This window comes from Flexivirga aerilata, from assembly GCF_013002715.1.
Taxonomy (GTDB): domain Bacteria; phylum Actinomycetota; class Actinomycetes; order Actinomycetales; family Dermatophilaceae; genus Flexivirga; species Flexivirga aerilata.
Genome location: NZ_JABENB010000001.1, coordinates 872,189 through 897,326, shown reverse-complemented (window position 1 = coordinate 897,326; position 25,138 = coordinate 872,189). Strand labels below are relative to the sequence as shown.

The 25,138-nt window shown below is 70.6% G+C and carries 21 protein-coding genes; 13 read left to right on the top strand and 8 right to left on the bottom strand.

Annotation, left to right across the window (positions count from 1 at the left end; all coding sequences use genetic code 11):
- Window positions 1–40 precede the first annotated feature (40 nt).
- On the bottom strand, window positions 41–2,347 hold the full coding sequence (locus HJ588_RS04210; RefSeq protein WP_171152221.1) for a transglycosylase domain-containing protein: 2,307 nt from the start codon (window positions 2,345–2,347) through the stop codon (window positions 41–43).
- 147 nt (window positions 2,348–2,494) lie between these two features.
- Between HJ588_RS04210 and HJ588_RS04205 the strand changes: the two genes are divergently transcribed.
- Both HJ588_RS04205 and HJ588_RS04200 read left to right on the top strand, forming a co-directional pair.
- On the top strand, window positions 2,495–3,109 hold the full coding sequence (locus HJ588_RS04205) for a PadR family transcriptional regulator (protein WP_171152219.1): 615 nt from the start codon (window positions 2,495–2,497) through the stop codon (window positions 3,107–3,109).
- A gap of 3 nt (window positions 3,110–3,112) precedes the next feature.
- The gene (locus tag HJ588_RS04200) at window positions 3,113–4,204 is read left to right on the top strand and encodes an inositol-3-phosphate synthase (RefSeq protein WP_171152217.1); all 1,092 of its coding nucleotides are present in this window, start codon (window positions 3,113–3,115) and stop codon (window positions 4,202–4,204) included.
- Window positions 4,205–4,290: 86 nt separating this feature from the next.
- Here HJ588_RS04200 and HJ588_RS04195 read toward each other — a convergent pair whose 3' ends face one another.
- On the bottom strand, window positions 4,291–4,983 hold the full coding sequence (locus tag HJ588_RS04195; RefSeq protein WP_171152215.1) for a hypothetical protein: 693 nt from the start codon (window positions 4,981–4,983) through the stop codon (window positions 4,291–4,293).
- Between the two features lie 265 nt (window positions 4,984–5,248).
- On the opposite strand from HJ588_RS04195, the gene HJ588_RS04190 reads away from it, so the two are divergent.
- On the top strand, window positions 5,249–5,731 hold the full coding sequence (locus HJ588_RS04190; RefSeq protein WP_171152214.1) for a DUF6584 family protein: 483 nt from the start codon (window positions 5,249–5,251) through the stop codon (window positions 5,729–5,731).
- Between the two features lie 143 nt (window positions 5,732–5,874).
- Here the strand turns inward: HJ588_RS04190 and HJ588_RS04185 are convergent, their stop codons facing one another.
- Entirely contained in the window at window positions 5,875–6,585 is a 711-nt protein-coding gene (locus tag HJ588_RS04185; RefSeq protein ID WP_171152213.1) for a TetR/AcrR family transcriptional regulator, read from the bottom strand.
- Between the two features lie 122 nt (window positions 6,586–6,707).
- Here HJ588_RS04185 and HJ588_RS04180 point away from each other — a divergent pair, with 122 nt between their 5' ends.
- Window positions 6,708–8,264, top strand: a complete 1,557-nt coding sequence (locus HJ588_RS04180; RefSeq protein ID WP_171152212.1) for an MFS transporter — start codon at window positions 6,708–6,710, stop codon at window positions 8,262–8,264.
- A gap of 34 nt (window positions 8,265–8,298) precedes the next feature.
- On the opposite strand, the gene HJ588_RS04175 is transcribed toward HJ588_RS04180, so the two are convergent.
- The 4 genes from HJ588_RS04175 to HJ588_RS04160 all read right to left on the bottom strand — a co-directional run bounded on the left by HJ588_RS04175 (window position 8,299) and on the right by HJ588_RS04160 (window position 12,797).
- Window positions 8,299–8,925 (bottom strand): 4'-phosphopantetheinyl transferase family protein, encoded by a 627-nt coding sequence (locus tag HJ588_RS04175; protein ID WP_171152211.1) that lies wholly within the window; start codon window positions 8,923–8,925, stop codon window positions 8,299–8,301.
- 44 nt (window positions 8,926–8,969) lie between these two features.
- Window positions 8,970–9,620 carry an HAD-IA family hydrolase gene (locus tag HJ588_RS04170; protein ID WP_171152210.1) on the bottom strand — a complete coding sequence of 217 codons (651 nt, stop codon included), beginning with the start codon at window positions 9,618–9,620 and terminating at the stop codon, window positions 8,970–8,972.
- The gene (locus tag HJ588_RS04165; protein ID WP_171152209.1) at window positions 9,617–10,597 is read right to left on the bottom strand and encodes an LLM class F420-dependent oxidoreductase; all 981 of its coding nucleotides are present in this window, start codon (window positions 10,595–10,597) and stop codon (window positions 9,617–9,619) included. Before HJ588_RS04165 ends, HJ588_RS04170 begins: the two co-directional genes overlap by 4 nt.
- A 91-nt stretch (window positions 10,598–10,688) precedes the next feature.
- Window positions 10,689–12,797: a catalase gene (locus HJ588_RS04160; protein WP_171152208.1), complete on the bottom strand. Its 2,109-nt coding sequence runs from the start codon at window positions 12,795–12,797 to the stop codon at window positions 10,689–10,691.
- Between the two features lie 135 nt (window positions 12,798–12,932).
- On the opposite strand from HJ588_RS04160, the gene HJ588_RS04155 reads away from it, so the two are divergent.
- From HJ588_RS04155 to HJ588_RS04130, 6 genes are all read left to right on the top strand, one after another.
- Window positions 12,933–13,718: an SDR family NAD(P)-dependent oxidoreductase gene (locus HJ588_RS04155; protein WP_171152207.1), complete on the top strand. Its 786-nt coding sequence runs from the start codon at window positions 12,933–12,935 to the stop codon at window positions 13,716–13,718.
- A complete protein-coding gene (locus HJ588_RS04150) occupies window positions 13,719–14,618 on the top strand; it encodes a DMT family transporter (protein ID WP_171152206.1) in 900 nt (299 codons plus the stop codon).
- Window positions 14,619–14,624: 6 nt separating this feature from the next.
- A complete protein-coding gene (locus tag HJ588_RS04145) occupies window positions 14,625–15,290 on the top strand; it encodes a DUF3159 domain-containing protein (RefSeq protein ID WP_212755277.1) in 666 nt (221 codons plus the stop codon).
- A gap of 22 nt (window positions 15,291–15,312) precedes the next feature.
- Window positions 15,313–17,388 carry a phosphatase PAP2 family protein gene (locus tag HJ588_RS04140; RefSeq protein WP_171152205.1) on the top strand — a complete coding sequence of 692 codons (2,076 nt, stop codon included), beginning with the start codon at window positions 15,313–15,315 and terminating at the stop codon, window positions 17,386–17,388.
- 128 nt (window positions 17,389–17,516) lie between these two features.
- Window positions 17,517–17,984: a hypothetical protein gene (locus HJ588_RS04135; RefSeq protein WP_171152204.1), complete on the top strand. Its 468-nt coding sequence runs from the start codon at window positions 17,517–17,519 to the stop codon at window positions 17,982–17,984.
- A 132-nt stretch (window positions 17,985–18,116) separates the two neighbouring features.
- Window positions 18,117–19,607 (top strand): HNH endonuclease signature motif containing protein, encoded by a 1,491-nt coding sequence (locus HJ588_RS04130; RefSeq protein ID WP_171152202.1) that lies wholly within the window; start codon window positions 18,117–18,119, stop codon window positions 19,605–19,607.
- Between the two features lie 72 nt (window positions 19,608–19,679).
- Here HJ588_RS04130 and HJ588_RS04125 read toward each other — a convergent pair whose 3' ends face one another.
- The gene (locus HJ588_RS04125) at window positions 19,680–20,888 is read right to left on the bottom strand and encodes a PucR family transcriptional regulator (RefSeq protein WP_171152199.1); all 1,209 of its coding nucleotides are present in this window, start codon (window positions 20,886–20,888) and stop codon (window positions 19,680–19,682) included.
- A 132-nt stretch (window positions 20,889–21,020) separates the two neighbouring features.
- Here HJ588_RS04125 and HJ588_RS04120 point away from each other — a divergent pair, with 132 nt between their 5' ends.
- From HJ588_RS04120 to hpnE, 3 genes are read left to right on the top strand one after another with little or no spacing between them, the layout of a single operon-like run.
- Window positions 21,021–21,884 (top strand): squalene/phytoene synthase family protein, encoded by an 864-nt coding sequence (locus HJ588_RS04120; RefSeq protein ID WP_171152197.1) that lies wholly within the window; start codon window positions 21,021–21,023, stop codon window positions 21,882–21,884.
- Window positions 21,881–22,741, top strand: a complete 861-nt coding sequence (hpnD, locus tag HJ588_RS04115; RefSeq protein WP_171152195.1) for a presqualene diphosphate synthase HpnD — start codon at window positions 21,881–21,883, stop codon at window positions 22,739–22,741. Before HJ588_RS04120 ends, hpnD begins: the two co-directional genes overlap by 4 nt.
- Window positions 22,738–25,137 carry a hydroxysqualene dehydroxylase HpnE gene (hpnE, locus tag HJ588_RS18940; RefSeq protein WP_212755276.1) on the top strand — a complete coding sequence of 800 codons (2,400 nt, stop codon included), beginning with the start codon at window positions 22,738–22,740 and terminating at the stop codon, window positions 25,135–25,137. Before hpnD ends, hpnE begins: the two co-directional genes overlap by 4 nt.
- Window position 25,138 lies beyond the last annotated feature (1 nt).

The following is a 25,138-nucleotide window of genomic DNA, read 5'->3' as shown; positions in this document are numbered from 1 at the left end:
CGGCTATCCGACCAGCCACCGGTGACTATCCGCCGGGTGACTACCCGACCGGCGACGCCTGCTCACCGGCGCGCGGCGGCGCACCGCTCGCCGCCGGCGGGGTCTGCGGCTGCGTCGGCCGGCTCGGGGCCTGGGTCGTCGGCTGCTGCGTCGTCGGGGTCGGCTGCGTCTGGGTCGGCTGCGTCGGCCCAGTGGGCTGAGTGGGCTGAGTGGGCCCCGTCGGCTGAGTCGTGGACGGGGTCGTCGACGGCGTCGTGGCGGTGGAGGTCGACGGCGGGGCGCTGCTGGTCGTCGGGCTCGGCGGGGCCGACGACGTGGGCGGCGTCGTGGAGGTCGCCGTCGGGCCCTGCGTCTGCGTCACCGGCGGCGGGGTGTTGGTCACCGACGGCGTGACGTCCTTGGTCTTGGGCATCTTGGCGACCGGCTGCCCCTTGAGCGCGCCGCTCATGAAGTCGCGCCAGATGGTGCCGGGGATGTCCCCGCCGTAGAACGACTCACCCGCCTGGTTCAGCGCCTTGGTGCCGTCCCCGGCATACATGCCGACGGAGGTGGTCAGCTGGTTGGGGGTGAACCCGGTGAACCAGGCGGCGATGAACTTGCCGTTGGCGCCGGTCGTGCCGGTCTTGCCGCCGGCGGGGCGGCCGAGCGTGCCGGCCGTCGACTCGGCGGTGCCGCGGTAGCCGCCGACGCCGTCGAGCGGCCCCTGCATGCCGTTGGCCAGGTTGGCGGCCAGGTCCTTGTCGAGCGCCTGGGTGGTGTTGGGGTGCGCGGTGTAGTCGTAGGCGCCGGCCTGGCTCGACACCTTCTGGATGAAGTACGGCGACGCCTTCTTCCCCTCGGCGCTGATCGTGTTGTAGGCGTTGGCCATGTCGCTGACGTGCACCGCCGCGTAGCCGAGCACGTCGACCGCCGACGGGTCGTTCATGCCGGGGGCCTTGGCCGGTATGCCGAGCTGCTGGGCGGCGGCGAGCGTCTTGCCGGTGCCGAGCTGCTGGTTGAGCCGCACGAAGGCGGTGTTGGACGAGACCGCGAAGGCCTGGTCGAGGGTCAGGCTGCCGTACTGCTCCCCGTGGTCGTTGGTGACCTTGTTGGTCTTGCCGGCGCCGGCGTTGAGCACCAGCGGCGAAGCCCCGCTGAAGCGGGTCTGCATCGTCATACCGTCCTGCAGCGCGGCGGCCAGCGCGAACGTCTTGAAGCTCGAACCACCTTGCAGCTGGGCGTAGGTCGCGGCGTTCGGGGCCTTGCTGATGTCGGTGCCGCCATACATCGCGACGACGGCGCCGTCCGGCTTCTGCGCGAACAGCCCGGTGCGCAGCTGGTCGAGGCGGGCGACCTCGCTCGGCACGCTCTTGTTGACCGCGGCCACGGCGGCGTCCTGCGCCGGCTTCTGGATGGTGGTGGTGATCCGCAGACCGCCGCGGTCGATGTCCTCGGGGCTGAGCTTGAGCTTGGTCTGCAACTCGTTGCGGACGGAGGCGACGATGTAGCCGTTCGGGCCGGGCGTGCTCTGGCCGGCCGGCTTGTAGGGCTTGAACGTCGGGAACTGCTGCTTGTCGCGCTCGGCCTGCGTCATCCAGCCTTCCTTGACCATGCCGTCGAGCACGTAGACCATCCGGGCGTTGGCGCGCGCCGCGGCCGCCTCGCCATACTGCGGGTCGTAGAGCCCGGGGGCGTTGATCACCGAGGCGAGGAAGGCGCCCTGGCTGGGGTTGAGCTTCTCGACGTCGACGCCGAAGTAGGCCTGCGAGGCGGCCTGGATGCCGTAGGCGCCGCGGCCGAAGTAGATGTTGTTGAGGTAGTCCTGCAGGATCTGGTCCTTGGAATACTTCTGGTCGATCTTCAGGGAGATCATGATCTCCTTGACCTTGCGCTTGACCGACCGGTCCTGGGTGAGGAAGTAGTTCTTGACGTACTGCTGGGTGATCGTCGAGCCGCCCTGCTCCCCGCCGCCGGTCAGCGTCTTCCACGCCGCCCGCACCGTGCCGCTGAACGACACCCCGGAGTTCTTGTAGAAGTTGCGGTCCTCGGCGGCCAGGAACTCATAGCGCACCTGCTGCGGCACCTGGGACAGCTGCACGTCCTGGCGGTTGACCGTGCTGAAGCGGCCGAGCTCGGTCTTGCCGTCGTCGTAGTAGACGATCGACAACTGCTTGCCGGCGTTGGCCTGCGGCTGCGGGATCGGGGTGCGCAGGTAGATGACCAGCAGCACCACGAAGCCCAGCACGAAGAGGGTGAACAGGCCGAGAACGGTGCGCCAGAACACCTTGAACGCCAGCCCGTGCTCCGTGCGCGGACGGCCGCGGCGCAGCGCGGCACCGGCCCGGGAGCCCCGATTGTCATCACTCACGCGAGGCAGCGTAACCCGCGGGATGGCGCGGTCGGGAATCTGAGAATCCGCCATGAAACGCTGTCCGATGTATCGAACCGATACATCGTTGCGTGTATGGTGACGCACAACACCCGTCGAACAGTGAGCAAACAGGGAGGTATGCCGATGTCTCGTCGCGGCGCCATCCTCGAGCTCGCCGTCCTCGGCCTGTTGCACGACCAGCCACTGCACGGTTACGAGCTGCGCAAGCAGCTGTCCGGCGTGCTGGGCGCCTTCCGCGTGGTGTCGTTCGGCTCGCTCTACCCGTGCCTGCGCGGGCTGGTGCAGCGCGGCTGGATCGCCGAGCGGGAGGGCGACTCCCCGGCCCGGCAGGGTCTGACCGGCAAGCGCAGCAGGATCACCTACGAGCTGACCGCGGAGGGCAAGGAGCAGTTCCAGACGCTCATGGCCCAGACCGGCCCGGACTCGTGGGAGGACGAGAACTTCGACGTCCACTTCGCCTTCTTCGGTCAGGCCTCCTCGGATGTGCGGCTGCGCATCCTGGAGGGCCGCCGGAGCCGGCTGGAGGAGCGGCTCGACGTCGCCCGGGCGCAGTCCCGGGAGCGGCGCGAGCGCGCGGACAAGTACACCGCCGAGTTGCACCGGCACGGTCTGGAGTCGACCGAGCGTGAGGTGCGCTGGCTGTCCGAGCTGATCGAGACCGAGCGATCGGCATACAGCACCGACACACCAACCGGCCCGGCGCGCAGCGCCGGAAAGCCGGCCACCGATAAGGAGTAAGACATGGCAGAGATCCGCGTCGCGATCGTCGGCGTCGGCAACTGCGCGAGCTCGCTCGTGCAGGGCGTCGAGTACTACAAGGACGCCCCGACCGACACGACGTTGCCTGGCCTGATGCACGTGAAGTTCGGCGACTACCACGTGGGTGACGTCAACTTCGTCGCCGCGTTCGACGTCGACGACAAGAAGGTCGGCAAGGACCTCGCGGAGGCGATCAACTCCAGCGAGAACAACACCATCAAGATCACCGACGTGCCGACCACCGGCGTCGAGGTGCAGCGCGGCACCACCCTGGACGGTCTCGGCAAGTACTACCGGATGACCATCGAGGAGTCGGCGGCCGAGCCGGTCGACGTCGTGCAGGTGCTGAAGGACCGCAAGGTCGACGTGCTGGTGTCCTACCTGCCGGTGGGCTCGGAGGAGGCCGACAAGTTCTACGCGCAGTGCGCGATCGACGCGGGCGTCGCCTTCGTCAACGCGCTGCCGGTCTTCATCGCCTCCGACCCGGAGTGGGCCAAGAAGTTCGAGGACGCCGGTGTGCCGATCATCGGCGACGACATCAAGAGCCAAGTCGGCGCGACCATCACCCACCGCGTGATGGCCAAGCTGTTCGAGGACCGCGGCGTCGTGCTCGACCGCACCTACCAGCTCAACGTCGGCGGCAACATGGACTTCAAGAACATGCTCGAGCGCGAGCGCCTGGAGTCCAAGAAGGTCTCCAAGACCCAGGCCGTCACCTCCAACCTGGAGGGTCCGCTCGCCGGCAAGGTCGACGACAAGAACGTGCACATCGGCCCGTCGGACTACGTGGCCTGGCTGGACGACCGCAAGTGGGCCTACGTGCGCCTCGAGGGTCGCGCGTTCGGCGACGTACCGCTCAACCTGGAGTACAAGCTCGAGGTCTGGGACTCGCCCAACTCGGCCGGCATCATCATCGACGCCGTCCGTGCGGCCAAGATCGCCAAGGACCGCGGCATCGGCGGCCCGCTGTTGTCGGCGTCGTCCTACCTGATGAAGTCCCCGCCGGAGCAGCGTCGCGACGAGGTTGGTCGCGCCAAGCTCGAGGCGTTCATCACCGGCGAGGAAGCTCGCTGACGCGTCCTACGCGAAGAACACCGGCGCCGCTCCCCCGAGGAGTGGCGCCGGTGTTTTCTCTGTATGGCGGGGCTTACGGGCCGTGGTCAGAGCCGCAGCTGCCCCGGGTCCTTCGCGCCGCCGAACTTCTCGGTGAGGAAGCGGTGGTTGGCCAGCAGCTGGTCGCTGCCGAGCCGCGCCGCGTGCCGCATGCGGGCCGCGGTCTGCTCGATGAGCAGGTCGAGCTGCTCGACCACGAGCTGGCGACCGGTCTTGCCGTCCAGCACCTGCTCGGTGTCGGCGGCGCCCGGCGCGAGCGCCAGGTAGGACCGCACCGCCTGCGGGCCGAAGTCGGTGACCAGTTGCTCGACGTCGAAGATCTCCCTGGCGTCCGCGCCGCGCTCGCGCAGGTAGGTGAGAGCGGCGGTGCCGTCGCGGTCGAGCTGGAGGGCCCGGTCGCGCACGTCCTGCGGGAGGCGGTCGTCGTCGGCCAGCTCGGCCAGCGTCTGCGGGCGGGCCGGCCCCTGATCGGCACGTGGGGTGAGGTCGGCCGGCTTGGCGAGGTCGACGGGCCTATGGAGGTCGGCCGGCAGGCCGCGGGCCGGTGCGGGCAGTTGCTCCCGCTGCCCGTGCCGCAGCCGCCGGCCCGAGCAGCCGGCGGTCCTGAAGCCGGTGCCGATGAAGACCGTCAGCAGCACCATCGGGAAGACCAGCCACCCGCCGGTCATCGCGACCAGCACCCAGCCGAGCGGGATCAGCAGCCACAGTGCGGATCGGTTGCTGCGCAGAAACTGGATCATGGGCGTGCTCCTCGTCCCCCGGTCGTGCGCGGCGTCTCCGCGTCGACCTCAGTCGACCTCAACAGTAGGAACGCCCCGTCATACGCACCCGTGCCGAATGTCACGACCGAGACATGACGGCATGACGGTATGACGGATAGCCGGCCCGGTCGCGCACGCGCCAACCCTGACGGCCGCATTCACGTTTGACGGTCGAATTCGACCGTCAAACGTGAATCGGACCGTCAGAGTGCGAGCGGGTGGGGCGACCTGCGAAGCTTCGGCGATGTCGTCCGCGATCGAACGTGCCCGAGCCGATGTGGGAGCAGGACGGCTCTGGAAGGCGCGAGACAGGCTGGTCGGCCTGTTGCTCCAGCGCCAGGACGACGAAGTCCTCGACCTGCTTGCCGACGTGTACTACCGCATGGGTGATCTGCCGGCCGCGGGTGCGCTGTGGTTCGTCACCGGACGCGACGACGACTCGGCACACGTAGCGGGCGCCGCGTGGCGGCAGCGGTATGGCGGGCCGCACGCGCAGTGGCACAGCATCCCGCCGCCCGTCCGCGCTGCGGTCGATCGTCACCACCTGGCACAACTGCGGTCGGCAGCCCGGCAGGATGCCGGCCCCGGGAAGCAGCTGGACAAAGACACCGTGCTCTCCGAAGGCGGCGGCTGGGGCGGCACAGCGGGCTGCCTGCTGCTGATCGCCCTTGTCGTGGTGCTGATGCTCGTCGGGGCGTTCACCATCGCGCAGTGGATCCTGCAGTGAGCCTGTCTGCACTGAGCGTGCGACCCCGAGTGACGCCGAGTGACGTCCGTCGCAACGAGTGACGTCGCTGCACGGACGTCAGTCGGTGCGAGCGACGTCAGTGGGCGGGCGGCAAGCTACTTCGCGGGCCACTGGGCGGCGGGCTACTTCGCGGGTGACTGGGAGGCCGGGGCGCCGAAGCGCAGGCCGTCGTAGACCAGGTCGACGACGGCGAGCGAGGTCTCCTGGCCCTCGGTGCTGCCCGAGGCGCCCAGGCAGATGCCGCCGAGCGCGCGGGTGAGCTCCTCCGGGGTGGCGTCGGCGCGTACGACGCCGGCCTCGATCGCGGGGGTGAGCACGCGGGCGGCCGACTCGCGCATGCGGCGGCGGGCGTCCTCGAAGGTCTGCGGATCGCCCTGCATCATCGAGCGCAGCAGGTTGATCAGGCCCATCTTGACCGCGTAATAGCTGACGAAACCGCGCATCCACTCGTGCAGCGCCTCGCCCGGGCCGAGTCGCTTCGGCAGGTCGAACGAGCGCTGCTCGAGGGCGTCGACCTGGTCGCCATACACCGCCAGCACCAGGTCGCAGCGGGTCGGGAAGTGCCGGTAGAGGGTGCCGATGCCGACGCCCGCGCGGCGGGCGATCTCGTCCAGTGGGGTGTCGACGTCGTCGGTGAACGCCTCGGTGGCGATGTCGATCAGCTTCTGCCGGTTGCGCGCGGCGTCCGCGCGCAGCGGCTTGGCCGGTGCGCCGGCGCCACCGCATGCGGCTGAATCCGCTGTGATCGCAGCTGGTTTCGCACTGTCGGCGGCCGGCTCGGTCGCCGTCTTCGCCGAGGTCGCCGGCTTGGTCGCCGAGCTGTTTCGGGCCATCGTTCGTCAACACCTCACGGATTCCCGGTTGCATAACCGGAGGAATCCTCCGTATAGTTCTAACCGGAGCCAAGCTCCACTTTTATTCATGGTACGCCTCGCAGTAGCGAAGGACATAACAAGTGACCATTACTATCAAGTCACGCGACGCCATGGGCGCCGCACGCTCGGCCGGCACCACCGATGCCGCCGAATCCACCACTTCACGGCCGTTCGCCGGACTGATCCTGGCCGCCGTCCTCGTCACCCAGCTGATGCTCGTGCTCGACGCCGCGATCGTGAACATCGCGCTGCCGGACATCGGCAGTCAGCTGCACATGACCCCGACCTCGCTGTCCTGGATCGTCAACGCCTACACCCTGGCGTTCGGCGGCCTGCTCCTGCTCGGGGCGCGCGCCGGCGACATCATGAGCCGCCGCGTCACCTTCCTCTCCGGTATGACGGTCTTCGTCGCCGCCTCGCTGGCCGGAGGCCTCGCCCAGGACCAGACCCTGCTCCTCGCGTCGCGGGCACTGCAGGGTGCCGGCGCCGCCTTCGCCGCCCCGTCGGCGCTCGCGATCCTGATGTCCCTCTACAAGCCGGGCAAGGAGCAGACCCGCGCGATCGGTTGGTACACAGTGGTTTCCGCGTCCGGCGCGGCCATCGGCCTCATCGCCGGCGGTGTGCTGACCTCGGTTGCCTCGTGGCGCTGGGTCTTCTTCGTCAACGTGCCGATCGGGTTGGCGGTGCTGGCCATCGCCCTGCGGGTGCTGCCGCGCGCCGCACGTCAGCGCGGCTCGGTCGACGTCACCGGCGCGCTCCTCGTGACGCTCGGAATGACCTCTCTCGTCTACGGATTCATCCGTGCGGCCTCCGACGGCTGGCTCGAGGGCGGCACCCTGGCCGCGTTCGCCGGAGGACTGGTGCTGATGGGCGCGTTCATCGCGGTCGAACTGCGCGCGACGCAGCCGGTGATGCCGCTGCGGCTCTTCGCCGACCGCGACCGGGCAACGGCATACGTTGCGCGGTTGATGCTGGTCGCCGGATCGCTCGGTGCGTTCTTCTTCATGAGCCAGTACATGCAGATCGTGCTCGGCTGGACGCCGTGGCAGTCTGGCCTGGCCTTCCTGCCGATCCCGGTGACGATCTTCGCGTCGTCCCAGCTGGTGGCGCGGGTGATCGTCAATCACTTCTCCACCAAGGCAATTGCCGCGGCGGGCACGCTGCTGTCGGGCATCGGGCTGATGCTGATGTCCCTGCTCAACGCGCATAGCTCGTATGTCGACCTGCTGCCCGCACTGTTGGTCTTCGGCTTGGGCAACGGCATCGCGTTCGTGCCGCTCACCACGGCCGGGCTCGCCCGTGTCGAGCCGTCGGACACCTCGGTGGCGTCGGGCCTGGTCAACGTCACCCAGCAGCTGGGCGGCGCTCTCGGGCTGGCGGTGCTGGTCACCGTATTCGCCACTGCGGGAAGCGATCCCGCGGTTGCGCCCGGCGCCCCGTCGCACGCGATCCACGTCTTCGTGACCGGCGCCGACCGCGGCTTCCAGGTCGCGGGAGGGTTGCTGCTCGTCGCGTTCGTGCTCGTCATGCTGGTGATGCGCCGCCCGTCCAAGGGCGCGTCGGTCGCCGAACGCGACGCGGACAACCCGGTCGAGCAGCTGCGCGACACCGAGACGACCGCGCTCGAGGTCGGTTGACCCCGGACCCCCTTGGGTCGTCCTCAGGCTGCCGTCATACCAGCGTTTCAGCGGGTATGGCGGCAGCCGTCGTCGGTGCGACGACCGTGCCGAAGACGTCCGGGCCGGTCGTGGTCTCGACGGTGAAATCGGTTGCGACCAAACCAAATTCGGAAGCCTGCAGTCGCTCGGCGCGGGCGGCGGCCGCGGCGAGGTCGAGCATGCCGGCCTTCACCAGCGCCTCGGCGCGGGTCCACTCGTGCCAGGTGATCCGGCGGGACAGCTCGGGTGCCAGGGTGGTCGCGCGCTCGACATCGACGCCGAGCGGCCCGGCCGCCCCCACGACGGCCGCGACCGCGCCGCCGCTGTGCGCCCACGACACCGCGACCTCGGGTGCGTCGAGCACGGTCGGCCGCCCGTGCGCGCCGTCGCATTCGGCGCAGACCTGCCGCAGCCGGATGCCGGTCAGCGCGGACGGGGTCGGCGAACCGTCGATCAGCAGCAGCCGCACGAGCAGGCGGGCGGCCACGAAGTCGTCGCGGTCCTGTGCGCGGCGCAGGCGGCGCCAGCGCAGCTGTTCGTCGAGGCTGAGCAACTGATCCGGGGGCACGGCGTCATACGACTCCAGGAGCAGTGCGGCATCGGCGACCGAGTAGCGCGGCGCGGCGGGAGTCGTCGTCATGTCGGCGGCAACCCTAGTGGGCACGGTGAGTGGCATGTCGACCGTCAGAGCAGCCGGGTGATGTCGGCCGGGACCAGGTCGGCCACCGAGTCGCGCACGTCCACGCAGCCGGCGTCGCGCAACTCACCGACCGAGAAGCCGCCGGTGCGCACGCCGACGCAGGGCGCACCGAGGCGGCGCGCCGCCCGGGCGTCCCAGTCGCTGTCGCCGATGACGACGGCCTGGCCGCCGCCGGCGCGGTCCAGCGCGACCTGGAGGATGTCCGGCGCCGGTTTGGAGGAGTCGGCGTCGTCGGCGGTCGTCACTGCGGCGACGTCGTCGCGGTGCAGCCCGAGCAACTCCAGGGCGTGGTCGGTGAAGTCCGGCGCACCGGACGACGCGAGCGTGACCCGCAGCCCGGCGTCCCGGAGCGAGCGCACGAAGTCGGCGGCGCCGTCGATCGGCCGCACCTCCTCAAGCACCGCTTCATACTCCCGGCTCCACAGCTTTCGCAGCTGATCGCCGTGCGCGGCCTCCACCTGGTCGCCGGCGACGTGGGCGACGAGGCGGTCACCGCCCATGCCGATCGCCTGGTGCACCCGCCACCACTGCGGGTGGACCTGCACCGTCTCGAAGGCCCGCTCCCAGGCGAGCGCGTGCAGATAGGTCGAGTCGATCAGCGTGCCGTCGACGTCCAGGAGGACGACACCGGTCACAGCGCACGCAGCTTGCGCAGCAACGGCTCGGCGGCTTCGGCGAGGAACCTCTCCTGGCCCTCGTCGCCGACCTGCACCAGGGCCACGTCGGTGAAGCCGGCGTCGACATACGGCCGGACCGCCTCGGCGATCGCGTCGAGGTCGGGCCCGCACGGGATCGACGACGCGACGTCGTCCTCGGTGACGAACTGGGTGGCGGCCTTGAAGCTGCCCGCCGTGGGCAGCTCGGCGTTGACCGCCCAACCACCGGCGAACCAGCGGAACTGCTCGTGCGCCCGCCGCCGGGCGGTCTGCTCGTCCGGTGCCCAGCACACCGGGATCTGCCCGATCGCCCGGCCGGACGCCGGGATCTGCGCGGCCCCGTCGGTGTCGTTCCACTGCGCGATGAAGTCGGCATTGGGCTCGACCGCGACCAGGTGGTCGGCGAGCGGCGCGAACCGGCGGATGCCGTGCTTGCCGCCGACCGCGACCGCGAGCTCGACGGGCTGCTCGGGCAGATCCCAGAGCCGGCCGGCGTCGACCTCGAAGTAGTCACCGTGGAAGTCCACGACCTCGCCGCCGTGCAGCCCGCGGATGATCTCGATCGCCTCGACCAGCATCTGCTGCCGCACGTCGGCGCCGGGCCAGCCCTCGCCGACCACGTGCTCGTTGAGCCGCTCGCCGCTGCCGAGCCCGAGGGTGAAGCGCCCGTCCGCGAGCAATTGCACGGTCGCGGCCTTCTGCGCGACGACCGCCGGGTGGTAGCGCACGGTCGGGCAGGTCACGTAGGTCATCAGCCCGACCCGCTCGGTGGCCTGGGCGACCGCCCCCAGCACGCTCCAAGCGTATGGCGCATGCCCCTGACTGGAAAGCCACGGCGAGTAGTGATCGCTCATCACCTCGAAGTCGAACCCGGCCTGCTCGGCGCCGGATGCGTAGCGCACCAACGGTTTCGGGCCGCTCTGCTCGGTCATCAGCGTGTAGCCGAAATGCGTCATCGTGATCCTTCCCGTCGGGACGGTCCGGCATGAGCAGGAGCCGGGGCGGCGGCGGGTCTAGGACCGCCGCCCCGGTCCGGGGTCGACGCCCTCACGCGTCGACCGGCCGCTCCCAGAAGCGGAGCGCCTTCAGGCTCGCCACGAAGGACTTGGCCTGTGCGGGCGTGCCGACCGTCGGGCACGCCTCGTCCAGCCGATCCTCGAGCCCGACCGCTTCGAAGAGCGGAGCCGAGTCGGCTCCCACGCCGATGAACTTGTACATGTTGAAGGCGTCGTTGACGAAGTCCTTCGCCGCCGGGTCGCGGGACAGCTGGTCGGCGCCGTCGGCGGACGGGATGAGGGCCACTGCGTCATACAGCACCGAGGGGGCGCCCTTGAGCAGTTGGTCGGCCGGCTGCTTGGTGCCGTCGGAGAGCGTCACGCCGCCGACCTTCGGGGCGATCAGCTCGACGGTGCCCTTCACCGACTTCACTGCGCGCTGCAGGGCGTCGAGCAGCTTGGCGTCCGAGCCGTCGGTGAGCACGATGCCGAGCTTGCGACCGGCGAAGGTGTCGGGCGGGTTGCCGAGGATCGACAGCTGCGGGCTCGGCGGCAGGTCGGTGCGGACCGGCATGAACGGCTTGCTCGCCTCGGGCAGCGGCATGCCGATGCCGTCGGCGATCTGCTGGGCCAGGTCCTCGTCGACGTTGCGCAGGTTGGCGACCACCTCGGCGCGCACCTCGGGCTTTTGCACCTTGCTCAGCTCGAAGACGTAGCCGTCGACGATGTGCTGCTGCTCGACCGGGGTCTGGCTGATCCAGAAGACCCGCGCCTGGCTGTAGTGGTCACCGAAGCTCTCCGGCCGCAGCCGCCGCGTGGTGCCCTCGACCGGCTCGGCGAAGGAGTGGAAGCTCGCCTCCTGGTCGGGGCGCGGGCCGCGCTCGCCCACCGGGTAGCCGTTGGGCTCGTAGTTGACCGGCCCCTTCGGCACCTCGGTCTGCATGTGACCGTCGCGGGCGAAGTTGGCGACCGGGCACTTCGGCGCGTTGATCGGCAGCTGGGTGAAGTTGGGGCTGCCGAGCCGGCTGAGCTGGGTGTCGAGGTAGGAGAAGTTGCGGCCCTGCAGCAGCGGGTCGTCGGTGAAGTCGACGCCGGGCACGACGTTCTGGGTGCAGAACGCCACCTGCTCGATCTCGGCGAACTCGTTGTCGACCACCCGGTCGAGGGTCAGCCGGCCGATGACCTGCAGCGGCACGTCCTCCTCGGGGATGATCTTGGTCGGGTCGAGCACGTCGAACGGCAGCCGGTCGGCGGTCTCGTCGTCGAAGAGCTGCACCGCGAGATCCCACTGCGGGTAGTCGCCGGAGTTGATCGCGTCCCACAGGTCGCGACGGTGGTAGTCGGGGTCGGCGCCGTTGATCTTGACCGCCTCGGGCCAGATCACCGACTGCACGCCCTGCGCCGGCTTCCAGTGGAACTTCACGAACGTCGACTTCCCGTCGGCGTTGACGAAGCGGTAGGTGTGCACGCCGAAGCCGTCCATGAAGCGGAACGAGCGCGGGATGGCGCGGTCGCTCATCTGCCAGAGCGTCATGTGGGTGGCCTCGGGCATGTGCCCGACGAAGTCCCAGAAGTTGTCGTGCGCGGACTGCGCCTGCGGGAAGCCGCGGTCCGGCTCCTCCTTGACCGAGTGCACCAGGTCCGGGAACTTCATCGCGTCCTGGATGAAGAAGACCGGGATGTTGTTGCCGACGATGTCCCAGTTGCCCTCCTCGGTGTAGAGCTTGACCGCGAACCCGCGCACGTCGCGGGCCAGGTCGAACGACCCGCGGCCGCCGGCGACGGTGGAGAACCGCACGAACGCCGGGACCTTGCGGCCCTTCTTGCCGAAGAGGTGGGCCCGGGTGGTGTCGCTGAGGTCGGCCAGCGACTCGAAGGTGCCGTGCGCGCCGTAGCCGCGCGCGTGCACCACGCGCTCGGGAATGCGCTCGTGGTCGAACCGGAAGATCTTGTCGCGCAGGACGAAGTCGGCAAGCAGGGTCGGGCCGCGCTCCCCGGCCGTGAGGCTGTCCTGGTTGGTGTCGATCGGCACACCCTGCGCGGTGGTCAGCACCTCGTCGCCCGGTGCCGCCTGTTGCTCCAGCTGCCCGGCGTTGCCGATCACGGTCTCGGGCGCGGTGGCCTTCGACGACTTGGTCGAGCGGCGTGAGGACGTGGCCATGCGAATTTCCTCCAGTCGGATCGAGTTGCGTACGCAAGGGGTGATTACCCACCAGCACCACATCAAAACAAGGCGGCACGCCGGGGCGCCTCACCCGAAGGGAGGTCTCTTCGGCGGCCGGAATATCGTGCAGAGATGCAGCTCTCGGGGAGCGTCGCACTCGTCACCGGGGCCACTGGTGGCCTCGGCGCCGCCATCGCCGCTGCCTTCGCCGGAGCCGGGGCACGGGTGATCGTGCACGGGCGCGACCCTCGGCGTGCGGCGCGGCTCGCCGCACAGCTCGACTGCGACCACGTGACCGGCGATCTGCGGGATGAGCCGTCGATCGGGTCGATCGTCTTGCAGGCCAACGCCTTTCACGATCGCATCGACGTGCTCGTCAACAACGCCGGCATCGGCCACCATTCCCCCTTCGACCGTATGACGCAGGCCGCGATCGACGACCTGGTCGCCACCAACCTCACCGCGCCCGTCCTGCTCACCCGCGCCGTCCTGCCCGGGATGCTGCAGCGCGGGGCCGGGCACGTCGCCTTCGTCAGCAGCATCGCCGGCCGCACGGCGGTGCCCGGGGAGGCGGTCTACTCCGCGACCAAGGCGGGGCTGGACGCCTTCGCCGACGCGCTCCGGCTGGAGGCGGCCGGCACCGGCGTCGAGGTCAGCACGCTCGTGCCGGCGGTCGTCGAGACCGGCTTCTTCGCCACCCGCGGGGCGCCCTACACCCGGTCGCGACCGAAGCCCCGGCCGGCGAACGACGTGGCGCGGCAACTGGTTTCGCTGATCGAGAGCGGCCGGCCGGAGCGCTTCAGCGAGCGGGGGCTGCGGGTCGCCCCGGTGCTGCGGGCGGCGTGGCCTGCGGCATACAACGCGATGGCGGGGCGTTGGGGTGAGCGGACGAGACTACGAGGAGGAGATCCCGAGTAGATGCTCTGGCTGGTGCTCGTGCTGGCGTGCGCGGCGGCTTTCGCCTTCGCGCTGTCGGCGATGCTCCAGCAGCGCGAGGCCGCGCAGCTCAAGGGTGACCATGCGCTCGGCACCGTGCACGGCTTCTCCGGCTTCCTGCGCAGTCTGGTGCGCCGCCGCGTCTGGCTGGCGGGTTTCCTGATCAACAATCTCGGCTTCCTCATCCAGGCCGCCGCGCTCCACCTGGGCAGCGTCGCCGTCGTGCAGCCGGTCATGGTCAGCCAGGTGCTCTTCGCGCTGTTGCTGACCGGGGTGGGCAGCCGGATGCGACCGACCCGGCGCGACTGGGGCTACGTGCTCTGCATCTGCGCGGGGCTGATCGTGCTGCTGTCGGTGAGCGGCGCGGCTCCGCTGCGCGGCGCTCCCGACCGGGACCAGGCGGCGCTCGTGCTCCTCGTGATGGCGGCCTGCGTCGTGGCGCTCGTCGCGGTCGCGCGGGTGCGCTCCGGCCGCACGTCCAGCCTGCTGCTCGCGATCGCCGCGGGCATGTGCTTCGCGGCGAGCGCCGTGCTCATCAAGCTCACCACCGCCGATCTCTTCGGTCCCGGCGTGCTGCACACCGCCCTCGACTGGCCCGGCTACTGCCTTGCGCTGTCGACCGCCGGCGGGCTGGTGATCGAGCAGGCGGCGTTCGCCGGCGGCACCCTGCCGTGGGCGGTCGCGGCGATGAGCATCACCAACCCGGTCGCCAGCTACCTCGCCGGCATTGTCGGCTTCCACGTCACCCCGCCGCACACGGCGGGCGCGCTCGCCGCGGTCTGCGTGACGGCGGTGCTGGTCGGTGTCGGGATCAGCGGGCTCGCCCACTCCCCGCTCTCTCGGAGTGAAACCCCCCGAAAAGCACAGGTGGCGGTGTCATAGTGAAATATGCCCGCGACCGCTGCGGCCGAGCCGCATGCCCATCACCTGCTGATCGACCGGGCGTTCCTTCGCTCGTCGACGTTACGGGCGGGACGGCTGTTGCTGGAGGCGGTCGTGGTGCCCGCCCTGATCCTCTATGCCGCGATGGCCACGGTCGGGCAGTTCTGGGGTCTGATCGGGGTGCTCGCCTGGTCGGCTCTCGTCGTGGGGGTCCGCTCGCGCAGCCGGGAGAGCGTGCCGCGCACGCTGCTGATGGCCGTGCTGATGCTCGTCGGGCGCACCACGGTCTCGCTGGCACTGTCCAGCGTCTACGTCTACCTGTTGCAGCCGATCGCGGGCTCGCTCTTCATGGCGCTGATCTTCCTCGGCAGCGCCGCCGTCGGCCGGCCGATCACCAAGCACCTGGCCCGCGACTTCGTCGCGCTGCCGCAGACCCTGATGCACGACCGGCGGGCGCACCGGATGTTCACCCAGGTGTGCGTGCTCTGGGGGCTGTCGCGGCTGATCGACGTCGGCATGAGCCTGGGCTTCCTGCACCTCGGCGCGCAGAGCGCGGTGCTCTCCCGGGGCGTCTTCAGCTCGTCGCTGACCGTGCTGTCGGTGCTGGTCTGCGCGGCGTGGGGCTGGAGCAGGCTGCGTCGGGTGCCCGGCTTCACGGTCGCCTTCGCCTGAGGCTGCCCGCGGGTGTGGCACGGTGAGCGCCACCCACTCGCACGGCCGGCACCTCCACCTGCCGCGGGTGCGGTTGGCCGCCATACCCGACGCGAAGCGGCCGACGGTGCTCGGCGAAATCCTCGTCGGCGCAGCGCTTTTCGCCGTCTATCTCCTGGTCGACGCGCTGCGCGGCCCGGGCCGCACCGCGTGGGCGCGGGACAACGCCGCGCAGCTGATCGACCTCGAGCGGTGGCTGCATCTCGACGTCGAGCGCGGCCTCAACGACTGGCTGGCGGCGCGGCCGGGGCTGATGACCGCGGCCAACTACGAATACGCGACGACCTACCTGGTCAGCGCGGCGCTGCTGCTGGTGATCAGCTACCTCTGGGCGCCGCAGGTCTACCGGCAGGCGCGCAACTCCTTCGTCCTGCTCAATCTGCTGGCCTTCGCGGCGTTTGCGGCATACCCGTTGATGCCGCCGCGGATGATGCCCGGCTTCGTCGACACCGTCGCGAGCGGCGGCACGGTCGGCTCGTGGGGTTCGCCGGTGGTCGCCGGCGCCAACCAGCTCGCGGCGATGCCGTCACTGCACATGGCGTGGGCGCTGTGGGTGAGCGTGATGCTCGCGCGGATGTCGCAGCGGCGCTGGTTGCAGGCGGTGAGCGCGGTGCACGTGCTGCTGACCCTGTATGTCGTGCTCGCCACCGCCAACCACTACGTCCTCGACGCGGCCGGCGCGGTCGTGGTCGTCGGCGTCGCGGTCGGCGCCACGGCCAGGCTGATGCGCGGGTCGAGCGGGCGGCTGCCGACGGCGGACGCGTTCTTCCTCGACATCGAGACGCCGGGCAACGGGCAGAACGTCGGCGGCCTCGCGCTGATCGCCGGCTCGCCCACGTATGACGAGATCCGCGGCCTGCTCGAGCGCCACCTGCCGCAGCTGCCGCACTTCACCGACCGGCTGGCGGGTGTGCGCGGCGCCGCGCGCTGGGAGCCGGCCGGTGCGATCGACTGGTCGCATCATCTGGTGGAGGTCGAGTTGCCGGCCGGGTCGGAGGTTGGCGGGTCGGGGGTCGGCGGGTCGGAGGTCGGCGGGCCGAGCTTCGGCGGGCCGAGCTTCGGCGGGCCGAGCTTCGGCGGGCCGGAGCTGGTCGCGCTGGACGAACTCGTCGGCCGGCTCACCACCCCGCAGCTGCCGCAGGACCGGCCGCTCTGGCGGGCGTGGCTGGTGCGCGGGGTGCGAGGCGGGACCGGTTTCTGCATCGTGATGCACCACTGCATGGCCGACGGGGTGGGTGCGGTGGCCAAGCTGCTCTGCCTGCTGGAGCCGCCCTACGAGCTGCCGGTGCCGGACCGGAAGGGGCCCGGTGCCGTGCAGCGGGGCGCCGGGGTGGTGGCCGGTCTCGCGCAGCTGGCGACCGATGGCAGACCGGCGGCGGTGCTCGCGACGGGCGGCAGCGCGCGCGGGTTCGCGACCGCCGAGGTGCCGCTCGACGCGGTGCGGGACGCCGCGCGGTCGCGCGGGATGAAGGTGACCGAGCTGTTGCTGGCGGCGACCGGCAGCGCGGTGGCCGGCGTCGACCCCGGACTGGCGTCGCGGTGCGGCGGCCGGCTGCGGGTGTCGGTGCCGATGATGCTGCGCGCACCCGGCTCGGGCGATGACGACGGCAACCTCACGGCGGCGGTGCTGCTCGACACCCCTGCCCGGGGCGCCTCGATCGACGAGCTTCGCGACGAGGTATGCCGCAAGGCCGCGCCCCTGCGCTCCCCGACGCGGGCGCTCGCGTCACGCTGGGTGATGGCGTCCGCGCTGCGTGCCGTGCCCCGGACGGGTCGTCGCGCATTCGCCCGAAACGTCTACGGCCCCAAGTATTTTCAGGCGATCGTCTCGAATATGCCGGGTCCGGACCGGCCCTTCACGATGGCGGGCCTGCCGGTCGGCCGGGTGCTGCCGATCCTGCCGCCGGCTCCCGGCATACCCCTGACGGTCGGGGCGCTCAGTTGGGACGGCCACCTCGGGATCACCGTCGTCACCGATGCCGCCGTGCTCGACGCGCGTGCGGTGGTCGAGCGGCTGGAGGCGCGGTTGCTGGAGCCGGTGGGTGTGGTGGCTCAGTAGTCGCCGGCGCCGGGACGGCGCGTGGTGTCACAGTCTCATCACTGCGCGGTGGCTCTGGCCGTCCGGGGAGTAGCTTTCGCGAGCCGGGGTCCGGCTTCATGGTCGGTGCGAGCGGAAGGTTGGGCGACGTGAGGGTGATCCGAAAGGTGGCCGGCGCCGCCGCGGCAGGGGTCGCTCTGGCGGCCCTGACGGGGTGCGGACCGGACACGGCGGCCTCCGCGGGCGGCCCCAGCTCGACAGCCACGGTGACGCCTGCTCCGGATGCCGCGACCAGCACCAGGACAGCGCCAGGGGGCAGCTTCTCGGCGTCGCCGTTCGTGGCGCCGGTGACGGGCACGGTCGTGGCGGATGCCTCAGGCACCGGGCCGAAATCGCTGGGCCCCCTGCCCGACGGCCGCAGCCTCAACGTCGTCTATGACTGCGCGAGGGGATCGATGACCGCCACCCGCGAGCCGGACATCACGTCGACGTTCAGCTGTGTCGGTGGGCCCAGTCTGATCACGTTCGCTGCCATCACGGCCGGCAACCGCAACCCTGTCGAGGTGAGCATGACCGACCCGACAGCGCAGTGGTCGGTCAAGCTCGTGGTCGGCTGAGCCCGCGGGCCACTTCGAGTCGTGAGACAAAGTGACACCCAGATATTTGTGTCGAACATCTGTACAGTATTGGGGATTGGCGGTATTCTGATAGCACGACGAAAACCAGTGCGGCGGAAGGAGATTCGGGCCATGTCTCTCGATTCTGCTGTGCCGTTGCCGGAGTGTCCGGAGCTGCCTGCCGAGGCGGTTCGGGTGCCGGTTGAGCCGGGTCGTGGGCCGGCGGTGCTGGACCGAGTGCGAGAGCTTGCCGCGTTGCTGGATGAGGTGCCGGAGGTGGTGCACCAGCTCGGCGACGGGCAAGTGGAGTCACTGACGCAGGTGTTGTTGCGGTTGCATGGGCGGTCGGCACAGGTTGCCGCGGTGGTCACCGCTGACGCGGTGGACCGTGGGACGGTCGCGAGCTCGACAGCGGCGAACACCACGCAATGGGTATGCCGTCACGCCGAAGCTTCCGGGGTGCCGATCGAACCGGCCGAGGCGAAGTCGATCGCGGTGGTCGCCGAGGCGTGCCGGGAGCGGAAGAACGCGGTCATCACCGCCGCAGTCCGGCAGGGTTCGTGCACGGTGTCGACCGCGCGGGCGGCGCTGGCCAATGCGGACAAGGTGGCGCCGGTGATCCCGACCGCCGACCGGAGTGAAGTGCTCGCGTGGTTCCTGCAACTGGACCCTGCGCTGGGTGCACGTGGTGTGCAGGCGTTGACCCGGAAGATCCTCGCCACCTACGCCACCGAAGCGCTCTCCGTGCAGGACGCGAAACTCGAACAGGTCGAAACCCTGACCTGGGGTACCACTGCCACTGGGATGACGCGGTTGGTCGCGGAGCTCGCGCCCGCCAACGCCGCGGTGTTGAAGGCGGCGATCACGGCCGGGTCCGCACCACGACCAGCTGCCGCGCCAGCGTGGTCCGATGCCAGAGGCGCGAAGACGAACGGCTCAGACACTGCGGTAGAGGACCCTGGCACTGGAGACCCGACCGTGGCGGCCGGCAACAGCACCGGCGTCGGCGGCAGCGTCGGCGTCGGCGTCGGCGTCGGCGTCGGCGGCAGCGTCGGCGAAACCGTCCGGGATGAACGGACCCCGGGCAAACGTCGGGCGGATGCATTGATGGAGCTGGTCGCTGCGGGCGCGAAGGTTGCCGCCGGTGAGGTGGCTCCGGTCGGATCGGCGGCGACGATCCTGCTGACCATGGACCTGACGTCGTTGACCGACGGGATCGGTGGGGCGACCACCCCGGGCGGTGACGTGCTCGACGCCGGAGCCACCCGAAGGGCCGCCTGCGACGCGGACCTGATCCCGGCGGTGTTGGGTGGGCCGAGTCAGCCGTTGGATGTGGGCCGGCGAGAACGGCTGGTGACCAAGGGTTTACGAGCGGCTGTCGTCATACGTGATGGCGGGTGCACGTTCCCTGGGTGTGATCGACCACCCGGTTTCTGCGAGGTCCACCACGTCACCCCCTGGTGGGCCGGCGGCACCACCAGCCTCACCAACTCCGCCATGCTGTGCTGCCGGCATCACCAGGACGTGCACCGCCACGGGTTCATGGCACAGGTCCGCCCCGACGGCGTCACCTGGGACCTCACCCCAGGACGCATGCCCGGCCACGCCCACGCCGCCGCGTGATCGCACGGCCGTGGGACCGCGCTCAGCTCCGCGCTCAGCTTCGCCCGACCGTGAACCTCGTGCGACGACCACCTACCGGCTCGGCGGCCCCCACACCAGCGCGAGGAAGAGCTGCTCGCGCTGGTCCGGATCATCCAGCGCGTCGCCGAAGACCTGACGCACCTGGTCCATCCGGTAGCGCACGGTCTGCGGATGGATGTGCAACTCCTCCGCGACCGCGGACCGCGATCCGAAGTGCCGCAGCCAGGACGTCAACGTCTCGACCAGCCGGTCCCGGCTCGCCTCCGGCACCTGCCCCAGCGGCGCGAGCACGCGATCCCGCAGGGCGGCAAGGAGTTCCGGGTTGCGATGCACCAGCAACGTGTCCAGATGATCGGGCACGAAGATCAACCGGTCCGGCAACGCCCCACCCGCCTGCAACCGGCGGGCGATGCGGGCCACCCGCATGCTGCGCCGGGCGTCGTTGATCGGCACCGGCGGCCCGATCACGGCCGGGGTGTCGCCGAGCGCCCGCTCCAGTCGCGGCCGGATCCCCGCCACCCACGGCACCAGCCAGCCGACGATGTCGTCGACGTGCACGACCAGCCACTCCGGATCGAGACGCGGACTGGTCCGCAACGGCGGTTCGCCGTCGTCGCGCAGCAACACGAAACTGAGTTCGTCCGGCACCGGCCAGCCCGCCTGGTCCGCCGCGAGCAGGACCCCGTTGCGGTCCGGCAGGCTCGACATGAGCAGCCCGGAGAGTTCGCCACGGGCACGGTGCGACACCAGGCCGCGCTCGGACTGCTCGCGCACGTAGCCGTCCGTCGTCCGCGCGGAGATGTCGTGGGTCAGCATGAAGAGCGTCTGCGCCAGCCGGGACACCCGCCGCGAGTCCAGCTGCACCTCGATCGCGGCCCGCGAAATGTGCTCCCACGCCACCTGGGCGCCCGACTGGTATGCCGTGAGCAACCCGTTCAGGTCGCGCCCCTGCTGAAACTGCGTGCGCCCGAGCTGTTCGAACATCGCGACCAGCAGCGGGTCCAGCTCCGGAGCGGCCGCGGTGTGCTCGAGTGCGTGATCGCCGATCGTGCCGACTAGCCGCGGGATCACCTGATCGGCGGCACTGCTCAGCTGGGTCCCGTGCTCGGCCGCAAATGCCAGGCACGCCGGCCAGACAATGTCGAGCTCGGCCGAGACGTCCAGCATGATCGCACTGAACTGGTCGGTGAGTAACCGCTCCAATGCTTGCGATTGGACGTCTGGCTCGTCGGCGACGCGCAGCCGGGCTCGTTCGGCCATGACGCGCCTTACACTCCGTGCTTCCCCGATGTCATCACCCTTAGGTCTATCACTCGGTGACAATTCCGGGGGGTGAACATCACACCTTCAGGACTACCGGAGGAATCCTCCGGAAGAGCAGACTGTGGTGTCATGTCGGGTCCCCCTCCCCCGACGGTCGCCGTCGCCAGCGATGACACCGCCGCACCGGACGCCACGACCGAGAACTTCCCGGTCGCGCTGCGCATCCTGCCCGCGCGCCACCGGGACGCCCTGCTGCGCAGCTACGACGTCGCCCGCCACATCGACCAGTTGGGCGACGCCGCGGCGGGCGACCGCGTCGCCGCACTGCTCGCCTTCCGGGCCGACCTGCACCGGCTGCGGGACGGTGCCGTCCCGCACGAGGAGGTGCTGCGGCGCGCGACTCCCGTCATACGAGTGGGAGTGGGAGTGGCGCCGTTCGACGACCTGATCGAGGCAAACCTGATCGACCAGCAGGTTGCGCGGTATGCCGATTTCGCGGCGCTCCTGGACTACTGCTCCTACTCGGCACATCCGATCGGACGGCTCGTGCTCGCCGTCTTCGGGCAGTCGACGGACTCCCGCATTCGCCTCTCCGACAACGTTTGTGCCGCTCTGCAGGTGCTGGAGCACTGTCAGGACGTGGTCGAGGACCACGCCGCGGGCCGCATCTACCTGCCTCAGGACGACCTGCTGGCCGCCGGGGTCGATCCGGACGATCTCCTCTCTCCTCACACCCACGATGCGCTGAAACACGTTGTGCTGCAACAAGTTCAGCGATCCCGCACCCTGCTCGAGGACGGGCCGGTGCTGATCGGTGAGCTGCGGGGATGGGGCCGCGTCGCCGTCGCCGGTTACGTCGCCGGCGGACTTGCCACCGCCGACGCGCTGGAGCGCGCCGGAGGGGACGTCACCGGCGAACCCGTGCGACCACGCCGAATCCACCAGCTACGACAAGGGATTCGCCTGTTGCTGCGATCACGGGGGCGACGATGACGATCGCGCAGGCATACGCCCACGCGGAGGGGATCACCCGCACCGAGGCGCGCAACTTCTACTACGGCATCCGGTTGCTGCCACCGGCCAAGCGCAAGGGGCTGTGCGCGCTCTACGCGCTGGCCCGCCGCATCGACGACATCGGCGACGACGATGCGCCACTGGCCCAGAAGACCGCCGCCCTGGCCGCGGTCCGCAAGCAGCTGTCCGACATCGACGCCTCCGCCGACCCGGTGCTCGTCGCGGTGGCCGACACCGCACGGCGCTACCCGGTGCCGCTGGAGGCGTTCGAGGAGTTGATCGACGGCGTCGAGATGGACCTGTCGGGCGCGACGTACGAGACCTTCGACGACCTGCGGGTCTACTGCCGCTGCGTCGCCGGGTCGATCGGCCGCCTCTGCCTGTCGATCTTCGGCACCGGCACGGATCCGCGCGCACCCCTCTACGCCGACCAGCTCGGCATCGCGCTGCAGCAGACCAACATCCTGCGCGACATCCGGGAGGACCTGCTGCTCGGGCGCGTCTACCTGCCCACCGCGGAGCTCGCCGAGCGCGGCGTGCGGCTGCAGCTGGACGCGCAGGGCGCGCTGGACGACCCGGACGCGCGGCTCGCGTCATACATCGAGTTCGCCGCCGCCCGCGCCGAGCACTGGTATGAACTCGGCCTGCGGCTGGTGCCCGAGCTCGACCAGCGCAGCTCCGCCTGCTGCGCGGCCATGGCCGGCATCTACCACCACCTGCTGGTCCGCATCCGGGCCAACCCGACCCAGGTCTACGACCGGCGCCTCTCCCTGCCGGCGCTGGAGAAGGGTCGCGTGGCGTTGACCGCGCTCGGCCGGGCGGTGTTGCCGGTATGACGGCGCGCCCGGGATCGGTCTGCGTCGTCGGAGGTGGACTCGCCGGCATCGCGGCGGCGCTGCGGCTCGCCGACGCGGGGCTCGAGGTGACGCTGCTCGAGAGCCGGGCGCGGCTCGGCGGCCTCACCCACTCCTTCCAGCGCGACGGGCTGTGGGTGGACAACGGGCAGCACGTCTTCATGCGCTGCTGCACCGCCTACCTGGCGCTGCTCGACCGGCTCGGTGTGCGCCACCTGACGACGCTGCAGGACCGGCTCGACGTGCCGGTCGCCAGTGAGGCGACGACGACGGCAACCCGCCTGCGGCGGAGCGGTCTTCCGGCCCCGCTGCAACTGTCGGGTGCCCTGCTGCGGCACCGGTGGATGCCCTGGAGTCAGCGCGCATTGGTCGGTGCCGTCGCGGTCGCGATCGGTCGCCTGGACCGCACCGCGCAGGCCGTCGACGACCAGTCCTTCGGGGTCTGGCTCCGGCGGCACGGGGTGAGTGCGCGCGCGATCGAGACCCTGTGGGAGCTGATCGGCAAGGCGACGCTCAATGCCGACGCCGACGACAGCTCGCTGGCGCTGGCCGCGACGGTCTTCCAGGTCGGCATGCTCGCCGACAAGTCCGCCGCCGACCTCGGCTGGGCGTCGGTGCCCCTGCAGCACCTGCACGGTGACGCCGCGGTGCGCGCGCTGGACGACGCCGGGGTGTTCGTCCGGGCCCGCAGCAAGGTGACCGCTCTGTCGACCACCGATGACCGGGTGACCCTCGAAACCGCCGACGGGCCAGAGGATTTCGACCACGTCGTGCTGGCCGTGCCTCCGACCGCGCTGCAGCGATGTGTCGACCCGGCCGTGCTCGGCCTGCCTGCCGATGTCGCCGACCGGCTCGGCGTCTCACCGATCGTCAATCTGCACCTCGTGCTCGACCGGCCCGTGCTCGCCACCGACTTCGTTGCGGCAGTGGACAGTCCGCTGCAGTGGGTGTTCGATCGCACCACGCAGTCCGGGCTCACCGAGGGCCAATACCTCGCAGTGTCGCTCTCCGCGGCCGACGCGTTCGTCGGCCGCAGCAACGCCCAGCTGCGCGACTGGGCGATGCCGCACCTGCGCGCGCTGCTGCCGCCCCTCGCGGATGCGACCGTGCTCGACTTCTTCGTCACCCGCGAACCCGAGGCGACCTTCCGGCAGGCGCCCGGCAGCAGCCGGCTCCGCCAGACCGCGCAGTCAGCCGCGCCGCGGGTCTTCCTCGCCGGCGCATGGACCGCCACAGGGTGGCCCGCAACCATGGAAGGTGCTGTGCGCAGCGGCAATTCGGCGGCGGAGGCGCTGCTCGCCGCAGGCCGGTCCGCGGCGTCGCCCGCGGCGTCAACGGCACGGCTGGGCGGCACCAGCCGATCGGAGGCAGACGTGACCGAGCTCCGCACCGTCCTCGAGCAGACCCGCACTCTCCTCACCCCTGCACTCCACAAGGCGGTCGACAGCCTGGACGGGCAGGAGCGTCTCGTCGTCGCCTACCACCTCGGATTTGTCGACACCGCAGGCAATCCCGTCGCCCACGACGGCGGCAAGGGTTTGCGTCCCACCCTGGTGCTGCTCGGCGCGCAGGCGGTCGGCGTCGATCCGGCGCAGGTCGTCGGCGCGGCGGTCGCCGTCGAACTGGTGCACAACTTCTCGTTGGTGCACGACGACATCATGGACCGCGACCGCACCCGCCGGCACCGGCCGACGGTGTGGGCGGTCTGGGACGACGCGACCGCGATCCTCGCCGGCGACGCCATGCAGACGCTCGCCTTCGAGACCCTGCTCGACGACCCGAGCCCGCACGCGGCAGCCGCGGCGCACCTGCTCGCTGGCACCACCCGGGAGCTCATCCACGGGCAGGTGCTCGACATGGAATTCGAGGCGCGCGAGCACGTTTCGCTGTCCGAGTGTCGCGCGATGGCGGCCGCGAAGACGGGCGTGCTGCTCGCCTGCAGCGCGGCCATCCCGGCCGTCCTCGCCGGGGCGCCGCAGGAGCAGCGGGCGGCGCTGACGTCATACGGCCGGCACGTCGGTGCGGCCTTCCAGCTGGTCGACGACCTGCTCGGCAGCTGGGGAGACCCGCAGGTGACCGGCAAGTCCAACCACTCCGACCTGCGCGCGAAGAAGCGGTCGCTGCCGGTCAGCTGGGCGCTGGAACAACCCGGATCCGGGCGGCTACGCGACTGGCTCGCGACCGGGCCGACGGACGACGCCACGATCGCGGACGCCGCGCGGCAGCTCGACGACCTCGGTGCCCGCGACTGGTGCCGCCGGGCCGCCGCCGCCGAGATCGACGCGGCCCTCGGGTCGCTGCACGACGCACGACTCGACCCGGCCGCGGTGGCCGGCCTGACCGAGGTGGCGCACTACGTCGCCGGACGGGAGCTCTGAC